The organism is Streptococcus cuniculi (assembly GCF_001921845.1).
GTDB classification, from domain to species: domain Bacteria; phylum Bacillota; class Bacilli; order Lactobacillales; family Streptococcaceae; genus Streptococcus; species Streptococcus cuniculi.
This window is the reverse complement of sequence record NZ_MSJM01000008.1, coordinates 1-25,530: the sequence shown is the minus strand read 5'-3', so window position 1 is coordinate 25,530 and position 25,530 is coordinate 1. Positions and strand designations below refer to the sequence as shown.

The window sequence follows — 25,530 nt, the reverse complement described above, 5'->3', positions numbered from 1 at the left end:
TTGTCTACTCTCGGATAACGTGCACCAAATTAGCGAACTCTTGTGTCTAGTTCATTCAAATGTTGAATCTCATCCACAAATGCTTTTGTAATTAACTGTGGACGTGTAATAATCGAACCAACAACTACACTATGGGCACCAATCTCTAACACCCTCCTTGCCTTCTCAGGAGTATCAATATTTCCTTCAGCAATCAAAGGATGCTTTATTTGATCCAACGCTAAGCGAATAATTTCAAAATCATTCTCTTCAATCCTATCGCCCTTGCTCTGCTTCGTATAGCCAACCAATGTAGTTCCAATAAAATCAAACCCCAGTTGATCTGCAAATACCATTTCTGAAACTGTCGAACAGTCTGCCATTAATAATTGATCCGGATATTTTTCTTTGATTTTCCTAAAAAATTCTTCCAAACTTTCGCCATTAGGCCGGCTAGAACTCGTTGCATCTACGGCAATAATATCTGGCTTCGCAGACATCAATTCATCTATCTCTGTCATTGTTGCAGTAATAAAAGCATCTGCATGATCGTAATCTCGTTTAATAATACCAATAATTGGTAAATCTACTTCTTCTTTAATTGCTTCAATGTCTATTACAGAGTTTGCTCGAATACCAGCCGCACCTCCTTGACAAGCAGCCAATGCCATCTTTCTCATGATATACGGACTGTGTAACGGTTCATTCTCTAAAGCTTGACAGGAAACAATTAATTGCTTATATATTCTTTCCATATTTCCACGTTTCCTATTTTACTAAATTCTCCAAAATATCAGACCACTCTATTTTCTGATAAAGCAGATGATAATAGTTATAAGGTTTTTCTGTATGCTCATATAAGACCCCAAACTCTGTTGGACCAACTTGTTGCAAGGCGTTATAAGCATACTCTCCTTCCTGAATTAAGGAATATCCTAACCAGTGTAACTCACCTTCTGGCAAGACCTCTGCTACACGAATCACTCCATTTGTTCGTGCAGGACCGTTAGCATTAGCGACCAGTACATACTCTTTATTATCCTGTACAGTCTGAACAGCGGACAATTGACAATAAACATCCACTTGGTCTGGATACTCATCAAATCGAGTCCAGCTCTGGCCACCATCTACACTAGTTGCTACTTGAATATGGCCATTTAAATTTCTTGTAAATAATTTAATACGCCCATCATTTAATTCCACTGGCACCGCCTCTGTGGTTTGCGCTAATTCATCAGTAAACGTAGCCGATTGAATGACTTCTCCTGTTGACAACACACGATCATCATTGACAGAAGCTCCACACTGCCAAGTTTGTCCATGATCATCTGAGAAAATGATTCGCGCCGCTTGACTTTTCAGCTCTTTAGTATCGTTTGTTGTATAGATAGGAGCCACTAGTCTACCTTCATGTTCACCCTGTTTTAACGCAATACCTACTCCAGGTCCCATTCCTAAAAATGCCATCCATGGTTCATATATTTGATCTGTAATGTCCCTAGGGCAAGACCAAGTTTGTCCTTCATCATCACTATGAGAGAGCCAAATAAATGATTTTGAAGTAATCGTAAACGGATTGTCTGAACGAAGACGATGGAAAATATTTCCTCGCAACCGCTCTCCTTCATATAAGTCACCTAAATCAGTATAGAGTGGCTCATCGCTCTGCATCACAACCTTGAAAGAAGTTCTCTCTCCTTCTGGTGAAAACACAACGCCACCTTCTCTAACCGTATAGGGCTGTTCCACGCCTTCCTTATAAATGTTTAAGTAAGCTCGTCCTTCAATATGGGTATAACGATCATACGGATTCTCTGCCTCTAACATACCAAATGTCCCACGGCCTTCTACCCACATATCATATAAGGCGAAAATACGTTCTGTAGATGGATCTTGTAACAATACCATATCAATATTGAAAGGTGATCTTAAACCTGGATCTTCTCCTTGTAAATTTTCACGTAGGTCCAGCAACGTAATTGGGTTTTCCCAAGTTTCACCATTGTCATGACTCCGGCGGACAACCATGTCAATTTTCCCCCAATCAGAGCTATGCTCCCGCCTACGATCGGCTCCAGCAATCAACGTGCCTTTCTTTGTCTTCAATAAAGCAGGAATTCGATAACTAGCAATACCTTCGCTATTCTTTTCCCCATCCTTTCCACATTCAAAAACTGGTATTATTCTTCTATTTTCCATGAATATCCTTTCTCATAAATAAAAACACCAAAGCCCTTCGTTGAACAACACTCTTTCATTTGTTATGTCAATTTAGGCTTTGGTAACGTATTACACCTTAAATCATCTTAAATGAAATAGATTGGTAAGGTATTATTCTACTTTTCCTTCTAAAATATCAGATACTTTTGGTGCTTTTTCAAGTTCTTTCAACATCTCTTCACCACCGCTGGACAGATATTGTTTCACATAGTTGTCCCATTCCTTATCAATATCTACTTTTCCAGTCAATGCATTGATGCGGAATTCTGAAACAATTGTGTCTAATTGAGCACCATAAGATTCTTTTAACTCAGCTTCTTTTGTCTCACCAAACAAATCCCAACGATATGGACGAATTAAATATTTTTCTACATTTTCAGGCTTATTATAAAATTGATCCATCAACTCTAATGTTTTTGGCATAGTTAAAAATGTAGCGTACTTATCATAATATGTGCGTTGGCTGTATGCCCACAAACCTAACTGACCTTCATAGAGATCTACGCCTTCTTTCATAAGCACTGTAGAATCTCCTTCTTTTCCAGCCCACTCAGAGTCTTTTCCAGGTGTTCCATATCGTGAAAAGAGGCCTTCTTCTGGATTATAGTCAATCGTATCAAAGATTTGTAGATAGCGCGCCAACTGCTCATCTGTCACGTTGGCAGAAATAAGCATTTCATTTCCTGTCAATAGAGTCACTGGTGTATAACCAACATGTCCTGCCTTACCTTCTGGACCTACTTCATAATTGATGACAAGAAGTTTCGCATTCGGATCATTCCCTAGAATATTATGAGGGGCACGTCCTTCCGTCCAAGGTTCTTGTGCAATATAAGCACGTTGCGCAACAGAGTAACCAACTTTTCCTTCTTTATATTTTTCCCACGTAGCTTTCGTATCTAGAGTAGGCCACTCTGGATCTATAAGCCCTTTTTGATTCCAGTCGGCCATTTTCTTCAAGAATTCTCGGTAAGCATTAGAAATAACTGCTGGTTTTAACTCACCATCTTCCATCATGTTATAGCCAATACCCACACCATAAGCTCCTAGCAAAGTAACGCCCCAGTTCATATTGTCGTTACTTGGTAAAATGCCGTAGGTATCTTTTTTACCATTACCATCTGGATCTTTTTCAACAAAGTCTATTAAAATCTTTTCAATTTCATCAATTGTATAGCTTTTATCTGTTCTATAAATTCTTTCAAAGCCATTTGAATCACCAATTGGTTTTGCATCTTTAGGAATTTCATATCCTAATTTTTCAAGCCAATCTAGGCGTAGTGTACCAGACCATAATAGCCCTTTCGTATTACCAGCATATGCCGCCAAACCTGTGTATTCATCTGGATTTTCTGGACTTCTATTCAGTTTCCATCCTAGACCACCATCAACCGTATCCAGCATTTTAGCATAATTTGGAGCATATTTTTCAATCATCTCCCGAGGAATAGTCCTAGTCACTCCATCATTATAATAATCATTTGGAGTTCGATTAGTACCTGTAAATGAGAAAGTATCTGGTAAATCGTTAGAAGCAACTAACAAGGAAGATTCTGATTTGTTCCAAGTATCAATTTTTACATTGTTAATTTTAACATTAAACTTTTCTTCTAACTGTTTTTGTACCCAGTTATCATCTTCTATCTTTCCTCGTGTAAAAGCACCAGATAAAGTCAGTTCTACCTTATCAGAAAAATCACCAGGTTCTGGTAACCCTTCTAACGAAGCACCACCACTAGCGCCCGAATTGCTTGCTTTACCACAAGCTGCCAACATCGCTGTCAGCATCAATACCGATACTGACTTCGTCATTCTTTTTGTCATTCTATATTCCTCCTTATTGATAGTGACAAATGAGTTTATTGATAGCTTTTAATGCTACATATGAAACAAAATAAGAAAATACAGCAACTAAAATTACTGGGGTTAGAACCGGAACGATTCTAGTCATAAACAAGAATGCGAATAGTAATAACAAAATAAGTAAAGTGTGACCTGGAGATAGGAAGATAATTAACAAAGCCTGTCTCCATGCTTTTCTTTCATCTAAATTTAAATGAGAAAGCATCACTAGCATATATAAATTCAACAGTACAAAGAAAACTATCAATGCATACGCTAAACCTACGAAATAAAATGCAAAGCTATTTTTCAGCAATAATGTTGAGCGAAGGTAGAATATCAACATGGCACCTATGCCAATGATTAAATATCCCATTTGATTAGCTCTTTTGAAATTCTGATGATATTCTATTTTAAATTGTTGAGCCAACGATGTCGTATTGTTCTTCATAATCAGCTGTCTGTGCACATAAAACATCGCTCTTGTTGCTGGAAAGAGCCCTAATACAACTCCCCCTCGCAAGCTATAGAATATCCATAACAATTGAATCTGGCACATATCAGCAAGCCAATTCATGCATTTCATTGCTAGACCATTTGGATGAAAGATTCCTTCCATACTTTGTTTACTCCTTCACTCCTCCTAGTTGCAAACCTTGAATAAAGTATTTTTGCGCAAACGGATATACCGCTACGATTGGACCTATTGATACCATAACTGTCGCCGCACGAACATTAGAAAGTAATAACTTCGCTGATCCTGCACCTACTCCTGAAACTTGAGATTCCATTTTTGTAGGATCGACATCTATCAACATGTTACGAACAATCGTTTGCAACACATCTAAGCTCTTATCCTTCACGTATATTTGTGCTGCAAACCACTCATTCCAATGGTATACCGCAGCCCACAAAGCAATCGTTACTAAGATTGGCTTAGATAGAGGTAAGATAATACGAACTAAAATTTGAAATGGAGTTGCTCCATCAATAATTGCGGATTCTTCAATCTCCTTACTAATTCCTTTAAAGAAATTTCTTAAAATGATAATGTAAGAAGATCCTACTGCTGCAGGTAAAATGAGCGCCCATCGAGTATCTAATAATCCTAAATCGCGAATCAATAAATAGCGTGGAATCATCCCACCATTCATATACATGGCTAACACAAACATCCCCATGAAGAACCACCGAAATGGTAAATCATCTCGAGATAGTGGATAAGCAGCCAACACTGTTGTTGTAACAATTAATAATGTTCCTAAAACAGTTCTAATAATCGTATTGACATACGCAACACCTACATTCCCGTAAGAAAAGATATACTCATAAGCCTCTGTAGACCATTTTCTTGGCCATAGTGAAATTCCTAAACCAGATGTCGTACTTGCCTCACTAAAAGATAGAACAATTTGATTCCACAATGGGTAAAGAATTGATATCATCAATAGGACCATAAAGGCCATATTACATATATCAAATACCGTTATTTTCTTTTTTAACATATATTACCTCCCATTCTATAGAATCTTACGACCTGTTAACTTTTTAATCAATAAATTCGAGCAGACAACTAAAACCAATCCTACTACGTTTTGGAATAATCCCACTGCTGTAGAGTAGTCAAAATTAAAGCCTATCAAACCAACTCTATATACATACGTATCGATAATATCTGCAACATTGTATACCGCTGGATTATACAAATTTAAAACTTGGTCAAATCCTGCATGCAATACTGAACCTATCCGTAATAGAAACATTACCAAGATAACTGGCATAATACTAGGAATCGTAACGTAACGAATTCTTTGAATACGACTCGCACCATCCAAATCAGCCGCTTCGTATAAAGCTGGATTTACTCCCGTGATAGCTGCTAGATACACTATTGAACCGTATCCAATACTCTGCCAAATATCTGACATAATTAGCATAGGAACAAATGTAGCTTCCTCCGATAAGAAATTAATCGGACGTACTCCAAAGAGCCCAATCACCGCATTGACAATTCCCCTTTGCGGAGAGAACACTTCTATCATCATCGCAGCAATTACTACCCATGATAAGAAATATGGCAGATAAGAAATGGTCTGTGCTATCTTCTTAAATCTTGTGAATTTCAACTCACTGAGCAAGATAGCTAACAGAATCGGTGCAGGGAACCCGATCAATATTTTTAAGAAACTAATAATCAATGTATTTTTTATCGCCCTTAAAAATAGAAAATCAGAAAACATTTTCTTAAAGTGAGCAAAATTATTCCAATGACTTCCTAAAATTCCTAATCGTGGTGTAAATTTCTTAAACGCTATTAGAACTCCATACATCGGTCCATAACTAAAAATAATTAAGAAAATCAGCGGAATGCATAACATCAACAGAAATGGAATATTCTTTTTAAAATCTTTCAACAATTTCTGACGATTCTTAGTCGCCTTTTCTATCCTCATATTAACCTCCTCATATTTTATATTTGATCACAAAATTAAAGCGCTTTCTTTTCTCTGGTAAAAACAAGGCTTCTATCGCCTCATTTCACACAAGAAAAATTGCTTATGTAAATTCCGTAACTAGTGATTTGCTTTCAAAATGTGTGCCACAGAGCCAGTTGAACACCTTATTGTTGGCATAGACAAACATGCCTTCGTGGGCGTATTCTGGCATGAGATGGTACTCTTTTTCACATTCTAAGCGATTGTACATGGCAAATTGGGTGATGGGATGGCAGACATCATCATCAAGGCCTGTAATCATCTTGACCGAACCCTTGATACGGTGGGCAAGATTTTTCACATCAATATAAGCCAGTGTCGCAAAGACCTCCTCTTCTGTTTCATGGAAAGGATCATGGAATTTGAAATAGCGGAAGAGCTCATCGTAAGCCTCGCTAGTGTTTCCAATCTCTAGGACCCGTCTGAAATCACAGAGGAAAGGATAGATAGCCACCGTATTTGTAATCCGAGGATTGAGCGCCGCTGCCACAAGTGCCAAAGCACCACCTTGCGAACCACCGTAGCTTGACAGACGTGTCTCGTCTACACGCTCAAAACCTGCCACCAGTTCCACCAGACTGTAAATATCGAGATATACATCCTTGTAAAAGAGATGTTCTGGCCCATCAACGACACCACGGATAATCTGACCTTTGACTGTATTTCCACGAACATTTCTAGCTCCGTCCAGCGAATAACCAGACTGACCGCGCACATCCATGGAAACCATGCCATAGCCAGCCGTCGTATAAGCCAGCATATCAGGCCAATCCAAACCACGCCCCATATAGCCATGGAAATGGAAGATTACCGGGACTTTCTCTGCCCCTTTTGGCAAGACCATACGAGCGTAAATCTTTCCGCCATTTGTCCCATCAAATTGGATTTCGTAGCAATCGATGGTATCAAGACCAAACTCTTTTTCTACCAAGCGATAGTCCACAGAAAGTTTCAAAGCTGCAATGGCCCGATTCCAAAAATCATCAAAATCTGCCGGTACCTCATCGCGTCCGCGATAGGTTTGCATTTCCTCCATTAACAGGGGATCTCTCATCTTTTTAATCCCTTTCTACAGTTTATGTAAGCCTTTACATTCAGTATACCACTTTGTAAAATATTTTCAATAATATTATCAAAAACAGAAAGTATTTTCTAAAATTTCTTGCTTACGGCTGTGACAGCCACAATTCATGACATTTCACGAAACTACTTTCTACCACTAAAAATAGGACAGAAAGACTTCTGTCCTATTTTTATAGAGTTTGAAACATCAACGAATCTGGATGTCTCCGAGAACAAGCCAGCCAGAATCCGTATAATCACCTGCATTATCCAACTGAATAAACTGTCGAAATTTTTGAAGAAAGATAGGGTAATCCAAACAGGGGTCATTTATCTTACCACAAGAAACATCTACATCCGCATATTTATTGCTTCAGCTTCAAAAACCAATTGAGGGGTTGCCTGCTGGCCACAGCTAGCCGAGCAGAGCACTCGAAACGCCAATTGAATCTTTCTTTCTCTAGCCCCTTTATTACCCAGAAAAAGCCCTGCAAGCAATAACGCCTCTTGATAGACCATCACTTGCAAAGCCTCTCTTCATCTGACAGGAGAGCAGCATTAAGATTTTACTGCATTTCCTTTTTCTCTTTCTACTTTTAACTTATCTTCCATTCTAAAGAATGGGTAGTAGATAAGCATGTTAATAAGAATAGTGACAATTTGAATGACCGCTCCACTAATCCTACCTCCAGAGGCCAAGAAACCTGCAATGACTGGAGGCGTCGTCCATGCCACTACTGCACCAACTGGTTTTGCCACCAGACCAAAATACATGGAATAATAGGTTACAACAGTCGTCACTACTGGAGCCAGCACAAACGGAATTGCCATGCGAATATTTAAAATTGTAGGAAAACCAAATAGGATCGGTTCTGCTACCTGGAAACTAACAGGAGCAATGGACAATTTGCCAAGTGTTTTATTTTCCTGACTTTTAGAAAGGAAAAACGTCAAGATAGCTAAGGCCATCACACAACCTGCACCACCGGAAAAAACAAAGTTATAAAGAAATTCGTAGGTAATAATATTTGGCAACTCTTCTCCTGCTTTATAAGCCAAACGATTGGCTTCAGAATTTTGAAGCAATAGAGGTTCCAAAATAGGTCCTGTTACCTGTGCTCCGTGCACACCGAACATCCAGAAGAAACATTGGACAAAAACAACAACTAAAATTCCTGGCAGGGTTTTAGTCATTAACTCTAAAGGTTTGGCAACAGTATCGGCAACCAAGGCATGAACATTGTCAATACCTACCGCATGTAAACCAATGAGTATCATTAGCCACATTGTGATAATAAAGACACCTGGAATGATCGCTGAAAATGCTCTTGCTACATTTGGCGGAACAGTATCTGGCATCTTTAATACAATATTCTTCTTTACAAAGACGGTAAAAATTTCAGTTGTAATCAAAGATGTAATAATCCCTACAAAAAGCCCTGCTGTCCCCAGATATTTCAAAGGGAAACCATTTCCTGCCTCCGCAGACACAATTGGTGTCAAAAGAACAAAAGATGCGACTGATAACACTCCAGCTGATAGGCGAGCGACATCATACCGCTTGGCCAAATGATAGGCTACTGCAAATGTAACGACCAAGCCTGCAATACCAAAAGTAGCATCTGTGGCCTTCCACAAAAATGCCGCCACTCCAATTTCAGATAGCCAAGTAGAAAAACTTGAAATCGGGAAATCTGCGAGTAACATAAAGATAGACCCTACGATAATAAGAGGCATAGCTGTTGCCATTCCGTCTCGAAGAGCAATTAAATGCCGCTGATTACTAATCTTTGCTGCTATTTTTTGAACTGTTTGAACATTCATAATCAATACCTCTAAAATTTAACTAATCCAACTATTTGCACTTACCGGATAACCGAACGCGCTAACATCGTTAATTGATGTCTACGACCACGAATAGCCTGTCCCATTGCAAAAATATTTTCTGGCAAGGCAACTCCATTAAATGAGTCACCAATATGTTGTAAATCTGCTCCACATGCTTTGGAAGCTAGAGCAATTTTCTTAATGGTTTCAATATCAGCCGAATCTTGACTTGTCCCATTCGCTGTCAACACCAAAACCTTAGACGCAATTGACTTCCCTTGATTATACGCCTTAACATAGTCTACAATTTCCTTCAAATCTGCCTCCATAAAATGAGGGACAGTATAAGGAGCAGGTACTAATAAAATATCAACCCCTGCGTGAATAAACCGCTTTGCAATTTCCAAATTCATCACGGCTTCATCAACGCCTGCTCCATGCATTTTTCCTGCAACAATCAGGCCTTTAAAGTGCTCCTTAGCAAGTCCCAAGGCATTAAATATCGAGTCATTACTCACTCCTGTACCAGGGTTGCCAGTTAGACAGATAAAATCAAAGCCCAGTTCATTCGCTTTTTTCAAGGTTTTAGGTGAAACAATTCTACCAATCGAAATTTCCGAACGCGTTTCCATCATTTGCGCTTCTAAGTCCACCGGCTCTAAATTGACACCAATGCCACAACCAACAGCTCTTTTAATCCAAGCAATCGGATTCTCCCCAATATCTTCTGGAATCTCCTTAATAACGGGATGGAATAAATCTAAAGCATTGAACATAATCAAATCAGCCCCTGCTGCTCTTTCAATTTCTGCATTTGAAACACCAGCCAAAAAAGAACTATGACTCGGAACATTCTCTGCCATAATGGTTCTACCTTCAGAAGCCAATATAGCTTGCTTTAAATCCATAGGAGAAGCCTTAAAAAAATCAGATGCGACATAATCCAATAATCGCTTACCCATAGAAACCTCCTTTTTAAATTTGTTATAACAACTTGTTGACAAATTAAGTATACACCGAATTGCAAGCGCTGTCAATCTTTTGTGTCATTTTTTTGACTTTTTGAGCAAAAAATCAGATAATAGAGCTATGATATTGTCATAACAAATTGCTTAAGGAGAACTCCTATGCGGGACACTTCAACGAAACAATCACTCTATTATCAACTATTTGACAGCTTAGTGGAATATATTCAAAACGAACTTTCGCCGAATGACCAGCTCCCAACAGAAAAAGAAATTGGTGAAGAATACTCAGTCAGTAGAACGACTGTCCGCCTAGCCATGCAAGAACTCGAAAATCGGAGCTATATCTATAGAATCCAAGGCAAAGGCTCCTTTGTTTCTAGCTTAAAGCAAGAAAACCACAATTCTTTTTATTCTCTCGACTTCAAAAATCATTATGACGGGCTAGAATCTTCTGATTTTTCTACCAACATCATCTCTTTTTCAAAGATAGAAGCTCCACTAGCTTTAAAACAGCTCTTTGGCTTACACCATCCATCAACCTTGTTAAAGATTCAACTAGAACACCAATTAAACGCCGAGGTTATTGCAAAAGAAACGATTATTATAAAAGAACACTGCTTCCCATTTTTAACAGCAGATTATCTATCAGAATTTGGATTTGATCAAGCCATTCGCGACGGAGAAATTCTTATCAAAGCTATTGAAGAATCTTATGATATAACCTCCTTCTCCTCCACGTCACCCGTCAACGATGCCTTAAAGCTAAAAAAATCATTTTACAGTCATAACAATGAACTCATTTTAATTTCTACACGAACCATTCTCATCCATCAATTTGCCTATACGAATTTCCTTTGGTCAAACCAATAGGACATGACCTTCTATCTCGTCTGACGAAAAAACATAAACAAAAACGACTGCTCAAAATTGAGTAAGTCGTCTTTGTTTTTTTACGCTTGTTAACGATTGTACAATTCGATGATTTCCTTGGCTAAATCAAGAAACGTAATGGTATTCATTAAATGATCCTGACTGTGAATTGTTAATAATTGAATAGGGATTTCCTCGCCTGCCGCTTCTTGAGTAAGCATACTTGTCTGCGCTTGGTGCGCCTTCACTAAGGTCTGATGCCCTTGCTTCATCAATTCATCTGCTTTGCCTTTGTCTCCCCGCTTAGCTTCCTGAATTGCTTTCATAGCAAGCCCCTTGGCTTCACCACTGTACATGATTAACTGCATGATGATTTCTAAATCTTTTTGACTAATATTCATTTAGATACAATCCTTTTCTTCTATTCCAACAATGTTTTCGCCATTTCAATAACTTTGGCACCGTTCATCATGCCATAATCCATCATATTGATGACAGCAATCGGAATATGAGCTAGATGTGAATCATTTTTCAATTCTTCTTCCATATAGCTGACCTGTGGGCCCAATAAGATCAAATCCGCTGGATTCTTTTCGATTTCTAAAATTAACTCGCTGACCGAAACAGCATAAATAATTGCTTCAAACTGTTGAGCTTGAGCAGCCTCCTGCATTTTAGTCACTAATAAACTAGTGCTCATCCCAGCAGAGCATGCTAATACAATTCGCTTCATAAGTAAACTCCTTTATTGATTTTTTCGACAAGTTGTTATAACAAGTATAACGCTTTCATAAAAATAAAGCAAGTTTTTTACTAAAAAGATGGTCGTTTTCTTAGCGAACAAAGCGAGATAAACATCACACTAAGAAAAGACAAGTCATCCGTATGGAACAAAAAGTCAGGTACAGAGATTACAAGGTACTATCTCAATGATTCTCATCCCTTCTTATCGTTTTAGGGAGTACCTGGCCACTCCTTTGGTCACTAGTCTACCCAGACTACTTTCTACCACTAAAAATAGAGGCAGGGACAAAAGTCTCTTACCTCGTTACGTTACATAGTTTTAACAGTTTGACGCAGTAGTTGTCTGGTTTGTAGAATGTTGATTTATCAACGTTCTACAAACCTAGTCAACCTTGCGGGGGTGGGAGTAAAATAATCCAGTGGATTATTTTAGCCCGAACCTAGAAATAAAGGAGTGAGGATAATCGATTTCTTCGAAATCACGATTTTTGTCCCACTCCCTATCTATTTTATTGGGGAACGATCACGATTATTTGATGCGACCTGGGCGTTCTTTGTAGCCGTAGTAAGCATCCTCAATGATTTCTTGCATGTGATCTACCATTGGAAGGCGCGGATTCGCAGGCGTACATTGATCTTCGTAGGCAAGAAGAGCCAACTCGCGTGAGTATTTCTTCAATTCTTTTTCATCAACGCCTTGTTCTTTCAAGTTCATCTTGATGCCGACACGTTCACCAAGGTCGTAGACTGCTTTTGCGTATGATTCTACTGCTTCTTCTGGAGTTGAAGCTGGCAAGCCTAGCATACGAGCAATTTCTTGGTAGCGCTCATCTGCACGGTAGTAGTTGTATTTAGGCCATGTTGCAGCCTTAGCTGGACGTGTACCGTTGTAACGGATAACGTATGGAAGCAAGATGGCATTGGTACGACCGTGCACAGTGTGGAAACGTCCACCGAGCTTGTGGGCAATCGAGTGAGAAATTCCAAGGAAGGCATTGGCAAAGGCCATACCAGCCATTGTAGAAGCGTTATGCATTTTCTCACGAGAAGCAAAGTCTGCATTCTTCACAGAGTTTTCAAGGTTTTCAAAGACGAGTTTGATGGCTTGAAGCGCAATACCGTCTGTATAGTCATTGGCCATTTGTGATACGTAGGCTTCTGTCGCGTGGGTCAAGACGTCCATACCAGTATCTGCTGCTACAAATCCTGGAACAGTCAAGACAAGAGCTGGGTCTACAATCGCAATTGTTGGGGTCAATGAGTAGTCAGCAAGTGGGTATTTGCGGTTGTTCTTCTTATCAGAGATAACGGCAAACGGTGTCACTTCTGAACCTGTACCAGATGTTGTTGGGATACCAACGTATTTGGCTTTTTGACCTAATTCTGGGAAGCGGAAGGCACGTTTACGGATATCCATGAATTTTTGTACCAAGTCGCGGAAGTCCACTTCTGGTTGTTCATAGAAGAGCCACATAATCTTCGCAGCATCCATTACCGAACCACCACCGATGGCAATAATGGTATCTGGCGCGAATGATTTCATCGCCTCTGCACCGCGTTCAACAGTGGTAATATCTGGATCTGGCTCAATATCTGAGAACACTGTGTACATGACTTTATTGGTGCGCAATTGCAACTGTTCGATGACACGTTGAACAAAGCCGAGTTTGACAATCAATTCATCTGCCACAATCATGACACGTTCAACGCCCGCCATTTTTTGGAGGTATTGAATTGAATCACGTTCAAAGTAAATTTTTGATGGAACTTTAAACCATTGCATATTATTTCTCCGTCTTCCCACTTTTTTAATGTTCAATAAGTTCAAAGCACTTACGTTATCACTGATTGAGTTACGGCCATATGAACCACAACCGAGTGTCAATGATGGGAGGAAGGCATTGTAAACATCACCGATTCCACCGAAGGTAGATGGAGAGTTCCAGATGACACGGATAGCTTTGACGCGTGTTCCAAATTCTTTTGCCAAATCTTCATCTTCTGTATGGATAGCAGCAGAGTGTCCAAGACCATTAAATTCAACCATTTGGCTGGCTTTTTCCATACCATCTTCACGAGATTCTGATTTCAAAACAGCGATAACTGGTGAGAGTTTTTCACGAGTCAATGGCTCATTTGGTCCTACTTCTGCAACTTCAGCAGCAAGGATATTTGTTCCTTCTGGTACCTTAAATCCTGCTTGCTCTGCAATCCATGCCGCTGGTTTCCCAACGATGTCCGCATTCAATTTTGCTTCGCCACAGTTTTTGCTGTTGGCTTTGGCACCAAAGCAGAACTCTTCTAGGAGAGCTTTTTCTTTCTTATTGACAAAGTAAACATGGTAAGATTTGAATTCTTTTACAAAGTCATCGTAGATTTCTTTATCGATAATCACCGCTTGCTCAGAGGCACAGACCATCCCATTGTCAAATGATTTAGACATCACGATGTCATGGGCTGCTTGGCGGATATTGGCTGATTTTTCAACATAGGCTGGTACGTTCCCCGCACCTACCCCAAGAGCTGGTTTTCCACATGAGTAAGCCGCACGCACCATGGCATTACCACCTGTTGCAAGGATTGTTGCGATGCCGTCATGTTTCATCAACTCAGAAGTTGCTTCCATAGATGGTTTGGTAATCCATTGGATACAGTTTTCAGGTGCTCCTGCTGCCACCGCTGCTTCATAGACGATGCGCGCTGCATGCGCAGAAGATTCTTGAGCAGATGGGTGGAAGGCAAAGATAATTGGATTACGCGTTTTAAGGGCAATCAATGATTTAAAGATTGCTGTTGAAGTCGGGTTCGTAGTTGGCGTTACACCACAGATGACACCTACTGGCTCTGCAATCAAGGTCAAACCTGTCACTTCATCATCTTCAATGACCCCAACTGTTTTCACACCACGCATGTTGTTGACAACGTGCTCACAAGCAAACAAGTTTTTGGTAGCCTTATCTTCAAAGACCCCACGTCCTGTTTCTTCTTGAGCGTGTTGAGCCAAGACACCGTGTTGATCAAGAGCTGCTACGGATGCTTTTGCAACGATATAGTCTACCTGCTCTTGGTTCAATTGACGAAACTCTTCAAGGGCAACCAAGCCTTTTTGAACAAGCCCATCTACATGTGCACGAGCTTCTGCTAATTTTTCCTCTGGTGATACTTTTTTCTCAGCCATCTATGGTTCCTCCAAAATTGTTTTCTGTTAACTTTTTGTTTGTTAACTTTTTCACAAATATATTCTACACTTTTTCTTGCAGTTTGTAAAGACTTTGTTAAAGATTTCACAAATTTTTTATTGAAATTTTGTGATTGTTTTTTTAAATACCCCGCAACATAACGATTTTCACTTCGATATTGTGATTTTTTTCTCAAACTTTTTTTATTTCACAAATAAAAAAACAGGGAGTGGGACAAAAATCGTGATTTCGTAGAAATCGATTTTGTAGTCCTCGCTCTCTAGTTTCTAGGCTCGGGTATCAACAGTCACTCCCCTGACTGTCCTCGCTCTCTAGTTTCTAAGCTCGGGTATCAACAGTCACTCCCCTGACTGTCCTCGCTCTCTAGTTTCTAAGCTCGGGTATCAACAGTCACTCCCCTGACTGTTGATATCCGCAAGGTTGACTTGCTTCCACAATCGAGAATTGTGGAAGGTTGGAAATAAGGCTAGCGAAGAATCGTTCGCTAGCCTCTTCTAATAGAATATTGATTTATCAATGTTTTACAAGCCCGACAACTACTGCGTCAAGTTGCTCAAATTATAAAAATAAGGAGGTTGGGCACTTTTGTCCCCGCCCCTGTTTTGAATGTTTAGTGACTAATGTTTTCTTCATATCCAACTCCTTTTAAAATGATACCGGTTGTGATATCAATAATGAAAAGTTTTATAAAATATATAATTTTAAAATACTCTTAAAAATTTTTTATCAAGCCCATCTCGGCTCAACATGACTGATAATCGCTCCAAAAGAAAAAAGCTGAATGAACAGCTTTTCTTCATGTAAAAATAGAGAACGATGGTATCTCATTTCTCATATTCACTTCCTTTTTTTTTGGGGGGGGAAAACAAGAACCAAAACGATAGTAGAAAATAGAGGAGGAAGTACGTAACTAGTTTCACTCATAACGACAGTAAAGCCCATACTAGAAAGCAGTTTGAACACCAATAGATTGATGAAAAACAAAGCTATAAACAAGAGTGAAACTTGTAAAACCTTTTTCATTTTTCAGCCCCTTTCAATTAGTGAACAATCTTGTCAAATATTTCTTTAAAGTTGGTTTGCAGTTCGTCTAGACCTACCGTTATTTCTTCCCGCGTTTGGTTGTTTTTTACAGTTACTTGTCCCTGCTCTACTTCGCTTTCGCCAAGAGCAATGACCGCAGTCGCTTGCAGTTGATCAGCGGATTTGAACTGGGCTTTGAGCTTGCGGCCTAGGTAGTCACGCTCTGCCTTGAAACCTTGATTGCGCAGAGCTTGGGTCAATTCTAAAGCCTTGCCATTGACTTCTTGGCCTAAAACAGCGATATAAACATCCAACTCCTCTGCTACTGGAAGCTCTACTCCCTGCTTTTCAAGCACCAAGAGCAGACGCTCAAGTCCCATTCCAAAGCCAAACCCTGGCGTTGCTGGACCGCCAAAATACTCTACCAAACCATCATAGCGACCGCCTGCACAGATGGTCAATTCGCTACCAGCAATCTCGGTTACAAACTCAAAAATCGTGTGGTTGTAGTAATCGAGCCCACGAACCATATTGGTATTGATCACATAGTCAATGCCCACGGCCTCTAGCATCTCACGGACGCTGTCAAAATGCGCTTGGCTTTCCTCGTCCAAGTAGTCCAAGATAGACGGCGCATTCTCAACCGCCACCTTGTCCTCTTTTTCCTTGCTATCGAGGACACGCAGCGGATTTTCTTCCAAACGGCGCTGGCTGTCTTTTGATAAACTTTCCTTGAGCGGTGTCAAATAGTCAATCAAAGCTTGACGATAAGCTGCGCGGCTCGCGCTACTTCCCAAGGTGTTCAAGTGCAGGGTCATATTTTGAATGCCGATTTCCTTGAAGAACTGTGCCGCCATTGCAATGGTTTCCACATCTGTCGCAGGATTGCTAGAGCCAAAACACTCCACCCCGATCTGGTGAAACTCACGCAGACGCCCTGCCTGCGGGCGCTCATAACGGAACATGGAGCCCATATAATACAGCTTGACTGGCTTTTGCACCTCGGGAGCAAAGAGCTTATTTTCTACATAAGAACGCACCACAGGAGCTGTTCCTTCAGGACGAAGCGTGATGTGGCGGTCACCCTTGTCGTAGAAATCATACATTTCCTTGCTGACGATGTCTGTCGTATCTCCAACTGAGCGGCTAATTACCTCATAATGCTCAAAAATCGGCGTGCGAATTTCTTGGTAGTTGTACTTGCCAAAGGTTTTACGGGCAAAGTCTTCTACGTACTGCCACTTGGCGGATTCTTTTGGTAAAATATCTTGGGTTCCTTTAGGTTTTTGTAATTTCATGTGTTTCTATCCTTTTCAGAGTATCATTCCCCCTATTTTATCACATTTCAGGGGACAAGAAAAGACAGACTTCAGAGTTCCTAGACAAGATGTCCCAGACTTGCTATACTAAAAGATACTATTTGCCAGAAAGGGGATTAGCATGGAAACCTACTATCTCAACAAGCCTACTGAAAAAGACCTACCTTTCCTTGAGCAGTTTAAGCAGGAATTTGTAGAAAAGCACCAACATCTAAACGGTGGTTCACGTTTGATGGAAATGCCTATACTCAAAGAGTGGCTCGTCCACATCAAGCAACAAGAAGAACAACCACGTCCTGACCGCGCCCCCTCAACAACCCTTGTTTTCAAACGTCAAAATGAAGATAAAATCATTGGGATTGTCAATATCCGCCATCATATCAAGCAGGATTTCCTAGTGAATACAGCTGGTCATATCGGCTACTCTATTGCACCGAGCGAACAAGGAAAAGGCCTTGCAAAAGTTCAACTCGCACAAGCGCTAGATTTTTGTCGAAATTTAGGATTATCAGAGGTTTTAGTGACTTGCGCAACTTGGAACGTCGCTTCCAGAAAAACAATTCTAGCCCAGCCTCATTGTCGCTACGAAGACCAGAGGTTGTCGCCTGATGGTGATACCATGGAACGCTACTGGATTCAATCAGCACCTGATGGACACATGTAAACGATTTTTTTGAAAAAAATCTGTCAAGTAACTTTACTTTACAAAAGAAATATGATATTCTAGTACAGTTGGCAAAAGCCAAATGAATAGGATAGTCTTTCTATTTTCATTTAGCACTAGGCAATGTATCGCAGGCATAACTGGAGTTAGGCAAGGTGCATGAACGACGTAATAAGTGAAAATAGACGGACTATGAAACGAAACGAGCTATGCTCGTACCACTTATAACGGAGGATAGAAAGAAATGGCAGTACCTGCACGTCGCACATCAAAAGCGAAGAAAAACAAACGTCGCACACACTACAAATTGACAGCTCCAACTGTGAAATTTGACGAAACTACTGGAGATTACTCACGTTCTCACCGTGTATCTTTGAAAGGATACTACAAAGGACGTAAAATCGCTAAAGCTGCTGCAGCTGAATAATAGAAGGGAGATACCATGCGCGTAAACATTACACTTGAACACAAAGAATCTGGTGAACGCTTGTACCTTACTTCTAAAAACAAACGTAACACTCCAGACCGTCTTCAATTGAAAAAATACTCACCAAAATTGCGTAAACACGTGATTTTTACTGAAGTTAAATAATTGAGTAAACCAAAAGCCTATGAAATCAACGTTTCAAAGGCTTTTTGACTACTTTTTTGTGAAATAAAAAAACTATATTCAAAAGCAAAACTCTAGCTTTCACGGCTAGAGTTTTTTCTTATAATTAACTATAAAAAGATGTGTCAATTAACTATCCTTATTTTTAAGCGCCTCTATAATTTGTTGAGTAGATTGAACGTTTTGGTTATTAATCAGTTGAGCGCTTAATTGATTGTTAATAAAAACATTTCGATCATCATTATATTTGTTAATTTGTGCGATAACCTTATCAGCGAAATCTTGAGCATGATGTGCTTCAAAGAATGGTAGCGGAATTGTAACGGAACGCCCATTATTTTCATAACGAAAAACGGTAATAATACCTGAAGCAATAACCAAACCACCGATAGCCAAAATAATTAGACCACCTAAAAAACTTTCTCCAAACATACTAAAACCTAGCAAACAAAGAACTAAACCTCCTAACATACGCCCCAATTTGTAAGAACTACTTGTATAAACATTGGAAACATTCCCCAATGGTGTTGTGTGCTTACGACGACCAGCAGGTACAAGACCAAATAATACTGTATTTGGAATATCAATCATGACATTATGCGCATCAACATCCATTTTTCCTTTAATCCAAGGCGTTGCCACTGATACAGCGAATAACTTTTCAATTTCTTTAGTAACTTGCATTTTATATTTTCCTCTTCTATTTTATTTATTTTTATTTTAAATTGCTCCATCAAGAACAAATTTTCCATTTAATTCCTTACCGTAATAGATTGTTCCTTCATAATAGACATAAATTTCTGTTTCATCATACGCTGTAAGCGTATGCTTCTCATCCTTAAGTGTAACAGCATATTTAGCATTAATCCGTTGATTATCACTAGTGTAGACATCTGAAAAATCACTCAATGCTTTAATCGTGTAGGTGTCGATAGGTACTTTACTTCTTGCAAATTGCAAAACATCATTAGCACTCTCAATTTGTTTCAAGATTTTTTCTTTAGCAAAACTATTATTTAAGTTTGTTGTTAAGAAAGAATCTACATTTGATGATTTAGGTACTTCAACTTTGTCTATTGTCAACTTTCCAGAATCAATGACAAAATATGGAGAAGGATCAGGTAGTGTTTTAGAGTAATCAAATGTCTTTGTCAAAAATATTTCATAATCTGAAGTTGTATCTATAACGCGATCATAGGTCCCATAACTGAGAGTACTAACTAGAATCCCTTTGACAAAATCAAGGTTACCGTTTTGATCAAGATAAGGAAAAATATCTTGATCATTTAAGGGAGCGAAATACAATTGCCCATACTTCTCAACTAGCACACCACGAGTAAAGTGAAAATCACTAAATTCATACAACTTCCCATCAATTGTAGTTTCAAGTTGCTTTGACTGTTGTCTATTTGAACTATCTAGATACGGTCTAGGATCTGCCTTGGGAAGGATAGTCTCTTCATCTCGTGGAAAAAGTTCACGAGAAAGCATAAAATAAGTCCCATCTTCGTTGATTTTAACTTGATATTCTTTCGTTGACCAGCTATTAGCAACTACCCCCGAATACGTTCCAACTGCACTCTTAACCATTGGTGATAACTCAAAATCAGTAATTTTACTAGTATCAATCGTTAGGTAATCATCAGCATTGAAACTAGATTGCTCTGTATCTGAAGATGATTCGCTAGTTGAAATTGAGACTTCTGATGATGAATCCATAGATGGCTGTTCTGCCGACTCTTGTTTAGGTGAGCAAGCTATTAACAAAGTAGTTGCTAAAATTCCAGTAGTAAGTAGAGTAATCCACCGCCTTGTTTTCATATTAAACTCCTTTTTTTATTTGAGAGAATACCATCATACTCTCCCTTTTATAGACTATTTTACCACAAAATTTTGTTTATGGACTAATTTTTTGTATTTTTTTGCTTAAAACATGGTTATTTTATAGTTTAAATACCTGTATCATTGATTTATAGATGAGGTGTTACATGAAATCAATCCAATTACAAAATTATATAGGACGTAGAATTCGCCTAATTCGCAAAGAACAAGGTCTAAGTCAACAACAGTTAAGCGAAAGAGCCGGCGTTGGTATTGACTATATTTCAAACCTTGAAACCAAGGGATCAAATATCAAAATTGATACACTTGAGAAAATCTTAACAGCTTTAGATACTGCACCTTCAGTTCTATTTGAAAGCCGTGTTACCCCTCAAAATCCCCAATTAGAAACATTAGCTGACCAACTTGCTGAATTACCCAAAGCAAGTCAAGAACAACTTCTAGAAGCCTTTCAGCTCCTAATAAAAACTGTCAAAGATAAACCAAACCGCTAAGATATTATCCTAGCGGTCTTTTTTATCTAAAAACTCTCTTCACCTTCCGATGACTACATGAAAGAGCCATTTTTCTTCTCCTCACCGCCAGGTCTCTTCGTCTGGCAGCAAGCCTTTTTTCTTTATTTTCGAAACATGTCGATTACCTCGAACATAAAAGCAAAGCGGTGCTTCTCTCCACTTATCTGTGCATGTTACCCCGATTCGAGCGCGCTGCTCAATGTGCACGGGCGTTGCGCCCGCTTTGAGATACAAGTCACATTGATCGATGGGCTGACCATCAAAGACCTTGGTGATATTGGCGCGGCGAGTTAATTTTCCAGGGCCGTTGGCTTGGGGAATATCGCCGTCCACTTCTAAGGCACGAATCAATACTGCCTCTGGCACATCTCTTTCTTTTGTCACCAAATTTAGCATGTTATGCCCATGAACTTGATATACATACCAATGCCCGGCCTCCAGATACATGGATTCATTTTTCTTGGTCCGCCTACCTCCTGCGCTGTGCGAAGCACTGTCCTTTACTCCTACATAGGCCTCTGTCTCTACAATTCTACCAATGAAACACTCGCCTACATACAACTCCATCCCAAGTAATGCTTTTGCTGTAGCAATCGTATCATGCGCCATTAGATATTCAAACTGATTTTCCATATATCAACCACCTACATTATGAAACAAGCAATCTGCTTTCAACGGACACAAGGAACACCTAGGCTTTTTCCTACAAATCCTTCCGCCCAATTCATCAATCATCGCATGAAATTGCTGCAATTGACCGATGGATAGCCTTTTTATATAATACTCCCTAATCTGTGGCATGTCATTGTAATGCTTGAACTCCATGCCGAGACAACGCCCCAGTATTCTTCTAGCGTAGGCATCAGAAATAAACCGTTTATCCTGTGCTAGATATAACAAGATGACATCTGCGGTTTCATTGCCAATTCCTTTAATGGATACAAGCCTGTTTCGAAATGATGCTGGATGCACATTCTTTATCTCCTCAAAGCCACCATAGGAGTCTATCAAAGTCAAGACTTCCCGTATCGCAAGGCTCTTTTGGACATAAAAACCACTTGGATTGATTTTTTCCTGCAACTCTTCTAGTGGTAAATGAAGCATGGCCTCAATGGAAAGACAGTCTTTTAGATTGTCAATCGAGTAGCGGACGGTCGTAAAGCTAGTGTTTTGAACTAAAATCATGCCGATAACTTTTTCTATCGGACTATCACCAGGATACCATCCCAACGGATCAAAAAAACAATCTAATGCTTGGAAAATCTTCCATAAAATTTGCTCATTCTTGTTCATTTTTATTCCACTCAATCGCGCGACCCTGCTTGAGATATTCTTGGCCAGTATTATCCTAAGCTGGATCAGTCTCCAACCATAACTCTAAGAAAGGATAAATAGCTTCTTGACATCCTTTCTATTCGTATTTTACCATAGTTTTTTAGCTGTGTACATGAATAATCGGCTCCTAATGTTCGCGTTGCTGAATAGCCACCCCCTTACTCTTACTATCTGTTCATGGTATAATACTTAAGCAATGCTTAACCTTGAGCAGTCCTGTTGCTGGAAAGGAGGTGTTGCACATGGACGTAACCTCAGACGTCTTACTTGCTATCATAGCAGATATAATATCCGGTATATTGCTCTATTTCATCTGCAAATGGCTGGATAGCAAGGACAACTAGTGTTGTCAGCCTAAAAACGCCCGTTCATCTAAAAAGCCCGTAGGTAGTAACGATACCTATGGGCTTTGGCGTTGCTATGAACGTACCTCAGTAACCTTATTATGGCATTAATCCTGTAATTTGTCAACTATAGTCAAATGAATGAACTTTCAGACAAGGAACCGAAAGACGCAGGCAGTACTTGATACTCTTCGAAAATCCAAAGCAGACCTTGTTGACTTGGTTTGATGAACTTCAGTTCTATCTGCATCGGCATCGCCTAGTCTGCTCTTGATTTTCATTGACTAGGAGTACGGCAAGCCGAAAGTGACGATGTATCAAAGCTCATTCAAAAGACTATATTTCAAGGCCGGGGTCCTATAAAACACATAGATAACCATCTCTTCTCACTCGCTATTCTTATCCACTCGTGCTATAATACTAGCAACTATCGTTAGGAGGCAAAAATGGACATTCGGGAATATCAGGATTGGGTCAGCAAGTTTTACAAGGAGCGCAATTGGTACGCCTACAATCCCTTTATTCGGACTAATTTTCTCTGCGAGGAAGTGGGAGAGTTGGCGCAGGCTATTCGGAAAATGGAGATTGGGCGTGATCGGCCAGATGAACCCATCAGCAATCAGGAAGAAAATCTCGGCCACATTCGTGAGGAGTTAGGCGATGTTCTGGACAACCTCTTTATCATCGCGGATACCTACCAGATTTCGCTTGAAGACATCATGACCAGTCACAAGGAAAAATTAGAAGAAAGGTTTAAGGGACAATGAAAGTAACGGTTTATTGTGGAGCAAGTTTGGGGCAGGACCCTATCTACCAAGAGGGAACGATTGCCCTTGGGAAGTGGATTGGAGAACGGGGACATACTCTGGTCTATGGCGGTGGTAATACGGGTCTTATGGGTTTGGTTGCTGATACGGTTCTGGCACACGGTGGACGGGTGATTGGCATCATTCCAGAATTTCTCAAAGAACGTGAGCTCGCTCACCCCCGCCTATCAGAACTCCATACCGTTGAGACTATGTCTGAACGCAAGCTCGCTTTAATTCAGTATGCGGACGTCTTTATCGCACTGCCTGGAGGGCCTGGCACCTTGGAAGAAATCAGCGAGGTCATCTCCTGGGCAAGGATTGGAAAAAACGACAAGCCCTGCATTCTCTTTAACATCGCAGGCTACTATCAGGCCTTAGAACAATTCTTTGATACCATGGTAAGCGCAGGATTTTTGACTCAAGAAGATCGTGAAAAGACTCTTTTTTCGGATAATGTGGAGGAAATGGAACAATTTATCGCAACCTATCAACCGCCCGCAGCACGTGAATATCGATCAGAATCTTAAAAAGGGAGTGGGATTAAACTCCCTTATCTCGTTACGTTTCATAGGTGTAGCAGATTGACGCAGAACCTAGACCAACCCAAGATCTATTTAAACAAGTTATAGTCCAATGAATGAACTTTGATACATCGTCACTTTCGACTTGCCATTCGATTTTTCGATTTTGGCGAGCGGAGCGAGCCTCATCAGCTACTCTTCGCTTCGGAAATGTTGAGACTTAGCTCAACATTTATAGAGTGGATTGAGAAAGGATTAGGATAAGGCTAGGCTACTCCCTAGGCTTTTCTCACCACTGCGTATGTGCTTGGTGCTCCTCCATACTGCTGTCGCATTCAATGCTCATCTGATAAATTCCATACCTGTGTAAGATAGAGCGGGCCAATTTCTTGCTTTCTGGCATCTGCTCCTGCTCTTCCACCTGCAAATGTAGCATGGCACAATGTTCTCGTCCGTCCAAGGTCCAGATTTGCAATTGCAACACTGCCTCTACAGCTGCAATCTGACACAATTCTGTCACTATTTTTTCCCTATCCACCTCCTTGGGACTTGCTTCTAGGCAGATAGCCAAATTCTCCCAGAATTGGCCAAGAGCCTTATACAAGATAAAGCCAGCAATCAGAAGGGAGAAGAGAGGATCTAGGATATACCAGTCTGTAAAGCGGAACACAATAGCCAGCACAAGGACTAGGCACCATCCCAAAATGTCTTCTAGGAAATGCAGGCTGAGGATTTTTTCATGCTGGGTATGCCCTTTTTCTACAATCCCCTTGGCAACAAGATTCACAATAATCGCCGCAATCGCTAGGAAAAACATGCCTTGGTGGTCTACCTTTTCTGGTGCAAAGAGTTTGGGAATATTTTCAATGCTCACTAGGATAGAGCCTACAATGAGAATGCCAGAGACAAGGAGCGCTCCTAATAAACTGTAGCGTTTGTAGCCCAAGGTGTAGCGAGTATCGGCTTTCTTTCTTGCATGGGTCTCAACCACAGCTGAAAGACCGATAGCTAGGGCATCGCCAAGGTCATGGACAGCATCAGCCAGAATCAAACTTGAATGAAAGACGAGACCACAGACTGCTTCAAGAAGAGCAAAGGCCAGGTTCAGACAACAGGCAATCCAAATGTTCTTATGGGCGGGCATATCTTTTTCCTCCGAATTAAGGTATGATATAAGAGCGTTAAAAAATCGACAGAAAATTAGGGAGACGGATGAAGAAATCGTATTTCTAGGACGGCTCGTCTATTTTCCGAGATTTTAGCTCGCATTCAAATAACATGATATAAGAGCGTTAAAAAATCGACAGAAAATTAGGGAGACGGACGAAGAAATCGTATTTC

26 protein-coding genes are annotated in these 25,530 nt (G+C 40.0%); 7 read left to right on the top strand and 19 right to left on the bottom strand.

Going from position 1 to position 25,530, the window contains the following annotated elements:
- Positions 1-29 precede the first annotated feature (29 nt).
- The 10 genes from BU202_RS08800 to BU202_RS08760 all read right to left on the bottom strand — a co-directional run bounded on the left by BU202_RS08800 (position 30) and on the right by BU202_RS08760 (position 10,387).
- Positions 30-734, bottom strand: a complete 705-nt coding sequence (locus BU202_RS08800) for an N-acetylmannosamine-6-phosphate 2-epimerase (RefSeq protein ID WP_075105412.1) — start codon at positions 732-734, stop codon at positions 30-32.
- A gap of 13 nt (positions 735-747) precedes the next feature.
- The gene (locus BU202_RS08795) at positions 748-2,178 is read right to left on the bottom strand and encodes a sialidase family protein (protein ID WP_075105411.1); all 1,431 of its coding nucleotides are present in this window, start codon (positions 2,176-2,178) and stop codon (positions 748-750) included.
- 132 nt (positions 2,179-2,310) lie between these two features.
- Positions 2,311-4,023 carry a type 2 periplasmic-binding domain-containing protein gene (locus BU202_RS08790; RefSeq protein WP_083605789.1) on the bottom strand — a complete coding sequence of 571 codons (1,713 nt, stop codon included), beginning with the start codon at positions 4,021-4,023 and terminating at the stop codon, positions 2,311-2,313.
- Between the two features lie 13 nt (positions 4,024-4,036).
- The gene (locus tag BU202_RS08785; protein ID WP_075105410.1) at positions 4,037-4,660 is read right to left on the bottom strand and encodes a YesL family protein; all 624 of its coding nucleotides are present in this window, start codon (positions 4,658-4,660) and stop codon (positions 4,037-4,039) included.
- Between the two features lie 7 nt (positions 4,661-4,667).
- Complete coding sequence (locus BU202_RS08780) at positions 4,668-5,546, bottom strand: carbohydrate ABC transporter permease (protein WP_075105409.1); 879 nt, start codon at positions 5,544-5,546, stop codon at positions 4,668-4,670.
- 15 nt (positions 5,547-5,561) lie between these two features.
- The gene (locus BU202_RS08775; protein ID WP_083605788.1) at positions 5,562-6,494 is read right to left on the bottom strand and encodes an ABC transporter permease; all 933 of its coding nucleotides are present in this window, start codon (positions 6,492-6,494) and stop codon (positions 5,562-5,564) included.
- 103 nt (positions 6,495-6,597) lie between these two features.
- Positions 6,598-7,590: an acetylxylan esterase gene (locus BU202_RS08770; RefSeq protein ID WP_075105408.1), complete on the bottom strand. Its 993-nt coding sequence runs from the start codon at positions 7,588-7,590 to the stop codon at positions 6,598-6,600.
- 359 nt (positions 7,591-7,949) lie between these two features.
- On the bottom strand, positions 7,950-8,117 hold the full coding sequence (locus BU202_RS10600; protein ID WP_208604253.1) for a hypothetical protein: 168 nt from the start codon (positions 8,115-8,117) through the stop codon (positions 7,950-7,952).
- A 39-nt stretch (positions 8,118-8,156) separates the two neighbouring features.
- Positions 8,157-9,422: a PTS sugar transporter subunit IIC gene (locus BU202_RS08765; protein ID WP_075105407.1), complete on the bottom strand. Its 1,266-nt coding sequence runs from the start codon at positions 9,420-9,422 to the stop codon at positions 8,157-8,159.
- Positions 9,423-9,463: 41 nt separating this feature from the next.
- The gene (locus BU202_RS08760; RefSeq protein ID WP_075105406.1) at positions 9,464-10,387 is read right to left on the bottom strand and encodes a DUF7916 family protein; all 924 of its coding nucleotides are present in this window, start codon (positions 10,385-10,387) and stop codon (positions 9,464-9,466) included.
- 165 nt (positions 10,388-10,552) lie between these two features.
- On the opposite strand from BU202_RS08760, the gene BU202_RS08755 reads away from it, so the two are divergent.
- Positions 10,553-11,263: a GntR family transcriptional regulator gene (locus BU202_RS08755; protein ID WP_075105405.1), complete on the top strand. Its 711-nt coding sequence runs from the start codon at positions 10,553-10,555 to the stop codon at positions 11,261-11,263.
- An 89-nt stretch (positions 11,264-11,352) separates the two neighbouring features.
- On the opposite strand, the gene BU202_RS08750 is transcribed toward BU202_RS08755, so the two are convergent.
- The 4 genes from BU202_RS08750 to hisS form a co-directional block, all read right to left on the bottom strand.
- On the bottom strand, positions 11,353-11,664 hold the full coding sequence (locus BU202_RS08750; RefSeq protein WP_075105404.1) for a PTS sugar transporter subunit IIA: 312 nt from the start codon (positions 11,662-11,664) through the stop codon (positions 11,353-11,355).
- Positions 11,665-11,684: 20 nt separating this feature from the next.
- A complete protein-coding gene (locus tag BU202_RS08745; protein WP_075105403.1) occupies positions 11,685-11,996 on the bottom strand; it encodes a PTS sugar transporter subunit IIB in 312 nt (103 codons plus the stop codon).
- A gap of 540 nt (positions 11,997-12,536) precedes the next feature.
- A complete protein-coding gene (gene adhE, locus BU202_RS08740) occupies positions 12,537-15,185 on the bottom strand; it encodes a bifunctional acetaldehyde-CoA/alcohol dehydrogenase (RefSeq protein ID WP_075105402.1) in 2,649 nt (882 codons plus the stop codon).
- 1,062 nt (positions 15,186-16,247) lie between these two features.
- Positions 16,248-17,528 carry a histidine--tRNA ligase gene (gene hisS / locus BU202_RS08730; RefSeq protein WP_075105400.1) on the bottom strand — a complete coding sequence of 427 codons (1,281 nt, stop codon included), beginning with the start codon at positions 17,526-17,528 and terminating at the stop codon, positions 16,248-16,250.
- A gap of 142 nt (positions 17,529-17,670) precedes the next feature.
- Here hisS and BU202_RS08725 point away from each other — a divergent pair, with 142 nt between their 5' ends.
- The 3 genes from BU202_RS08725 (at position 17,671) to rpmG (ending at position 18,805) form a co-directional block, all read left to right on the top strand.
- A complete protein-coding gene (locus tag BU202_RS08725; protein ID WP_075105399.1) occupies positions 17,671-18,213 on the top strand; it encodes a GNAT family N-acetyltransferase in 543 nt (180 codons plus the stop codon).
- 244 nt (positions 18,214-18,457) lie between these two features.
- A complete protein-coding gene (gene rpmF / locus BU202_RS08720; RefSeq protein WP_075105398.1) occupies positions 18,458-18,640 on the top strand; it encodes a 50S ribosomal protein L32 in 183 nt (60 codons plus the stop codon).
- Positions 18,641-18,655: 15 nt separating this feature from the next.
- Positions 18,656-18,805, top strand: a complete 150-nt coding sequence (gene rpmG / locus BU202_RS08715; RefSeq protein ID WP_002262412.1) for a 50S ribosomal protein L33 — start codon at positions 18,656-18,658, stop codon at positions 18,803-18,805.
- Positions 18,806-18,952: 147 nt separating this feature from the next.
- Here the strand turns inward: rpmG and BU202_RS08710 are convergent, their stop codons facing one another.
- Positions 18,953-19,507, bottom strand: coding sequence for a hypothetical protein (locus tag BU202_RS08710; protein WP_075105397.1), 555 nt, complete (start codon positions 19,505-19,507; stop codon positions 18,953-18,955).
- A 36-nt stretch (positions 19,508-19,543) separates the two neighbouring features.
- Complete coding sequence (locus tag BU202_RS08705; RefSeq protein ID WP_075105396.1) at positions 19,544-20,644, bottom strand: hypothetical protein; 1,101 nt, start codon at positions 20,642-20,644, stop codon at positions 19,544-19,546.
- Positions 20,645-20,811: 167 nt separating this feature from the next.
- On the opposite strand from BU202_RS08705, the gene BU202_RS08700 reads away from it, so the two are divergent.
- Positions 20,812-21,159, top strand: coding sequence for a helix-turn-helix domain-containing protein (locus BU202_RS08700; RefSeq protein ID WP_075105395.1), 348 nt, complete (start codon positions 20,812-20,814; stop codon positions 21,157-21,159).
- A gap of 81 nt (positions 21,160-21,240) precedes the next feature.
- On the opposite strand, the gene BU202_RS08695 is transcribed toward BU202_RS08700, so the two are convergent.
- Both BU202_RS08695 and BU202_RS08690 read right to left on the bottom strand, forming a co-directional pair.
- Positions 21,241-21,813, bottom strand: coding sequence for a DNA-3-methyladenine glycosylase (locus BU202_RS08695; protein WP_075105394.1), 573 nt, complete (start codon positions 21,811-21,813; stop codon positions 21,241-21,243).
- Between the two features lie 3 nt (positions 21,814-21,816).
- Positions 21,817-22,473 (bottom strand): endonuclease III domain-containing protein, encoded by a 657-nt coding sequence (locus BU202_RS08690; RefSeq protein ID WP_075105393.1) that lies wholly within the window; start codon positions 22,471-22,473, stop codon positions 21,817-21,819.
- Positions 22,474-23,305: 832 nt separating this feature from the next.
- Between BU202_RS08690 and BU202_RS08685 the strand changes: the two genes are divergently transcribed.
- Positions 23,306-23,626: a MazG nucleotide pyrophosphohydrolase domain-containing protein gene (locus BU202_RS08685; protein ID WP_075105392.1), complete on the top strand. Its 321-nt coding sequence runs from the start codon at positions 23,306-23,308 to the stop codon at positions 23,624-23,626.
- Complete coding sequence (locus BU202_RS08680) at positions 23,623-24,195, top strand: LOG family protein (protein ID WP_075105391.1); 573 nt, start codon at positions 23,623-23,625, stop codon at positions 24,193-24,195. Before BU202_RS08685 ends, BU202_RS08680 begins: the two co-directional genes overlap by 4 nt.
- 283 nt (positions 24,196-24,478) lie before the next feature.
- Here BU202_RS08680 and BU202_RS08675 read toward each other — a convergent pair whose 3' ends face one another.
- Positions 24,479-25,333 carry a cation diffusion facilitator family transporter gene (locus tag BU202_RS08675; protein ID WP_075105390.1) on the bottom strand — a complete coding sequence of 285 codons (855 nt, stop codon included), beginning with the start codon at positions 25,331-25,333 and terminating at the stop codon, positions 24,479-24,481.
- Positions 25,334-25,530 lie beyond the last annotated feature (197 nt).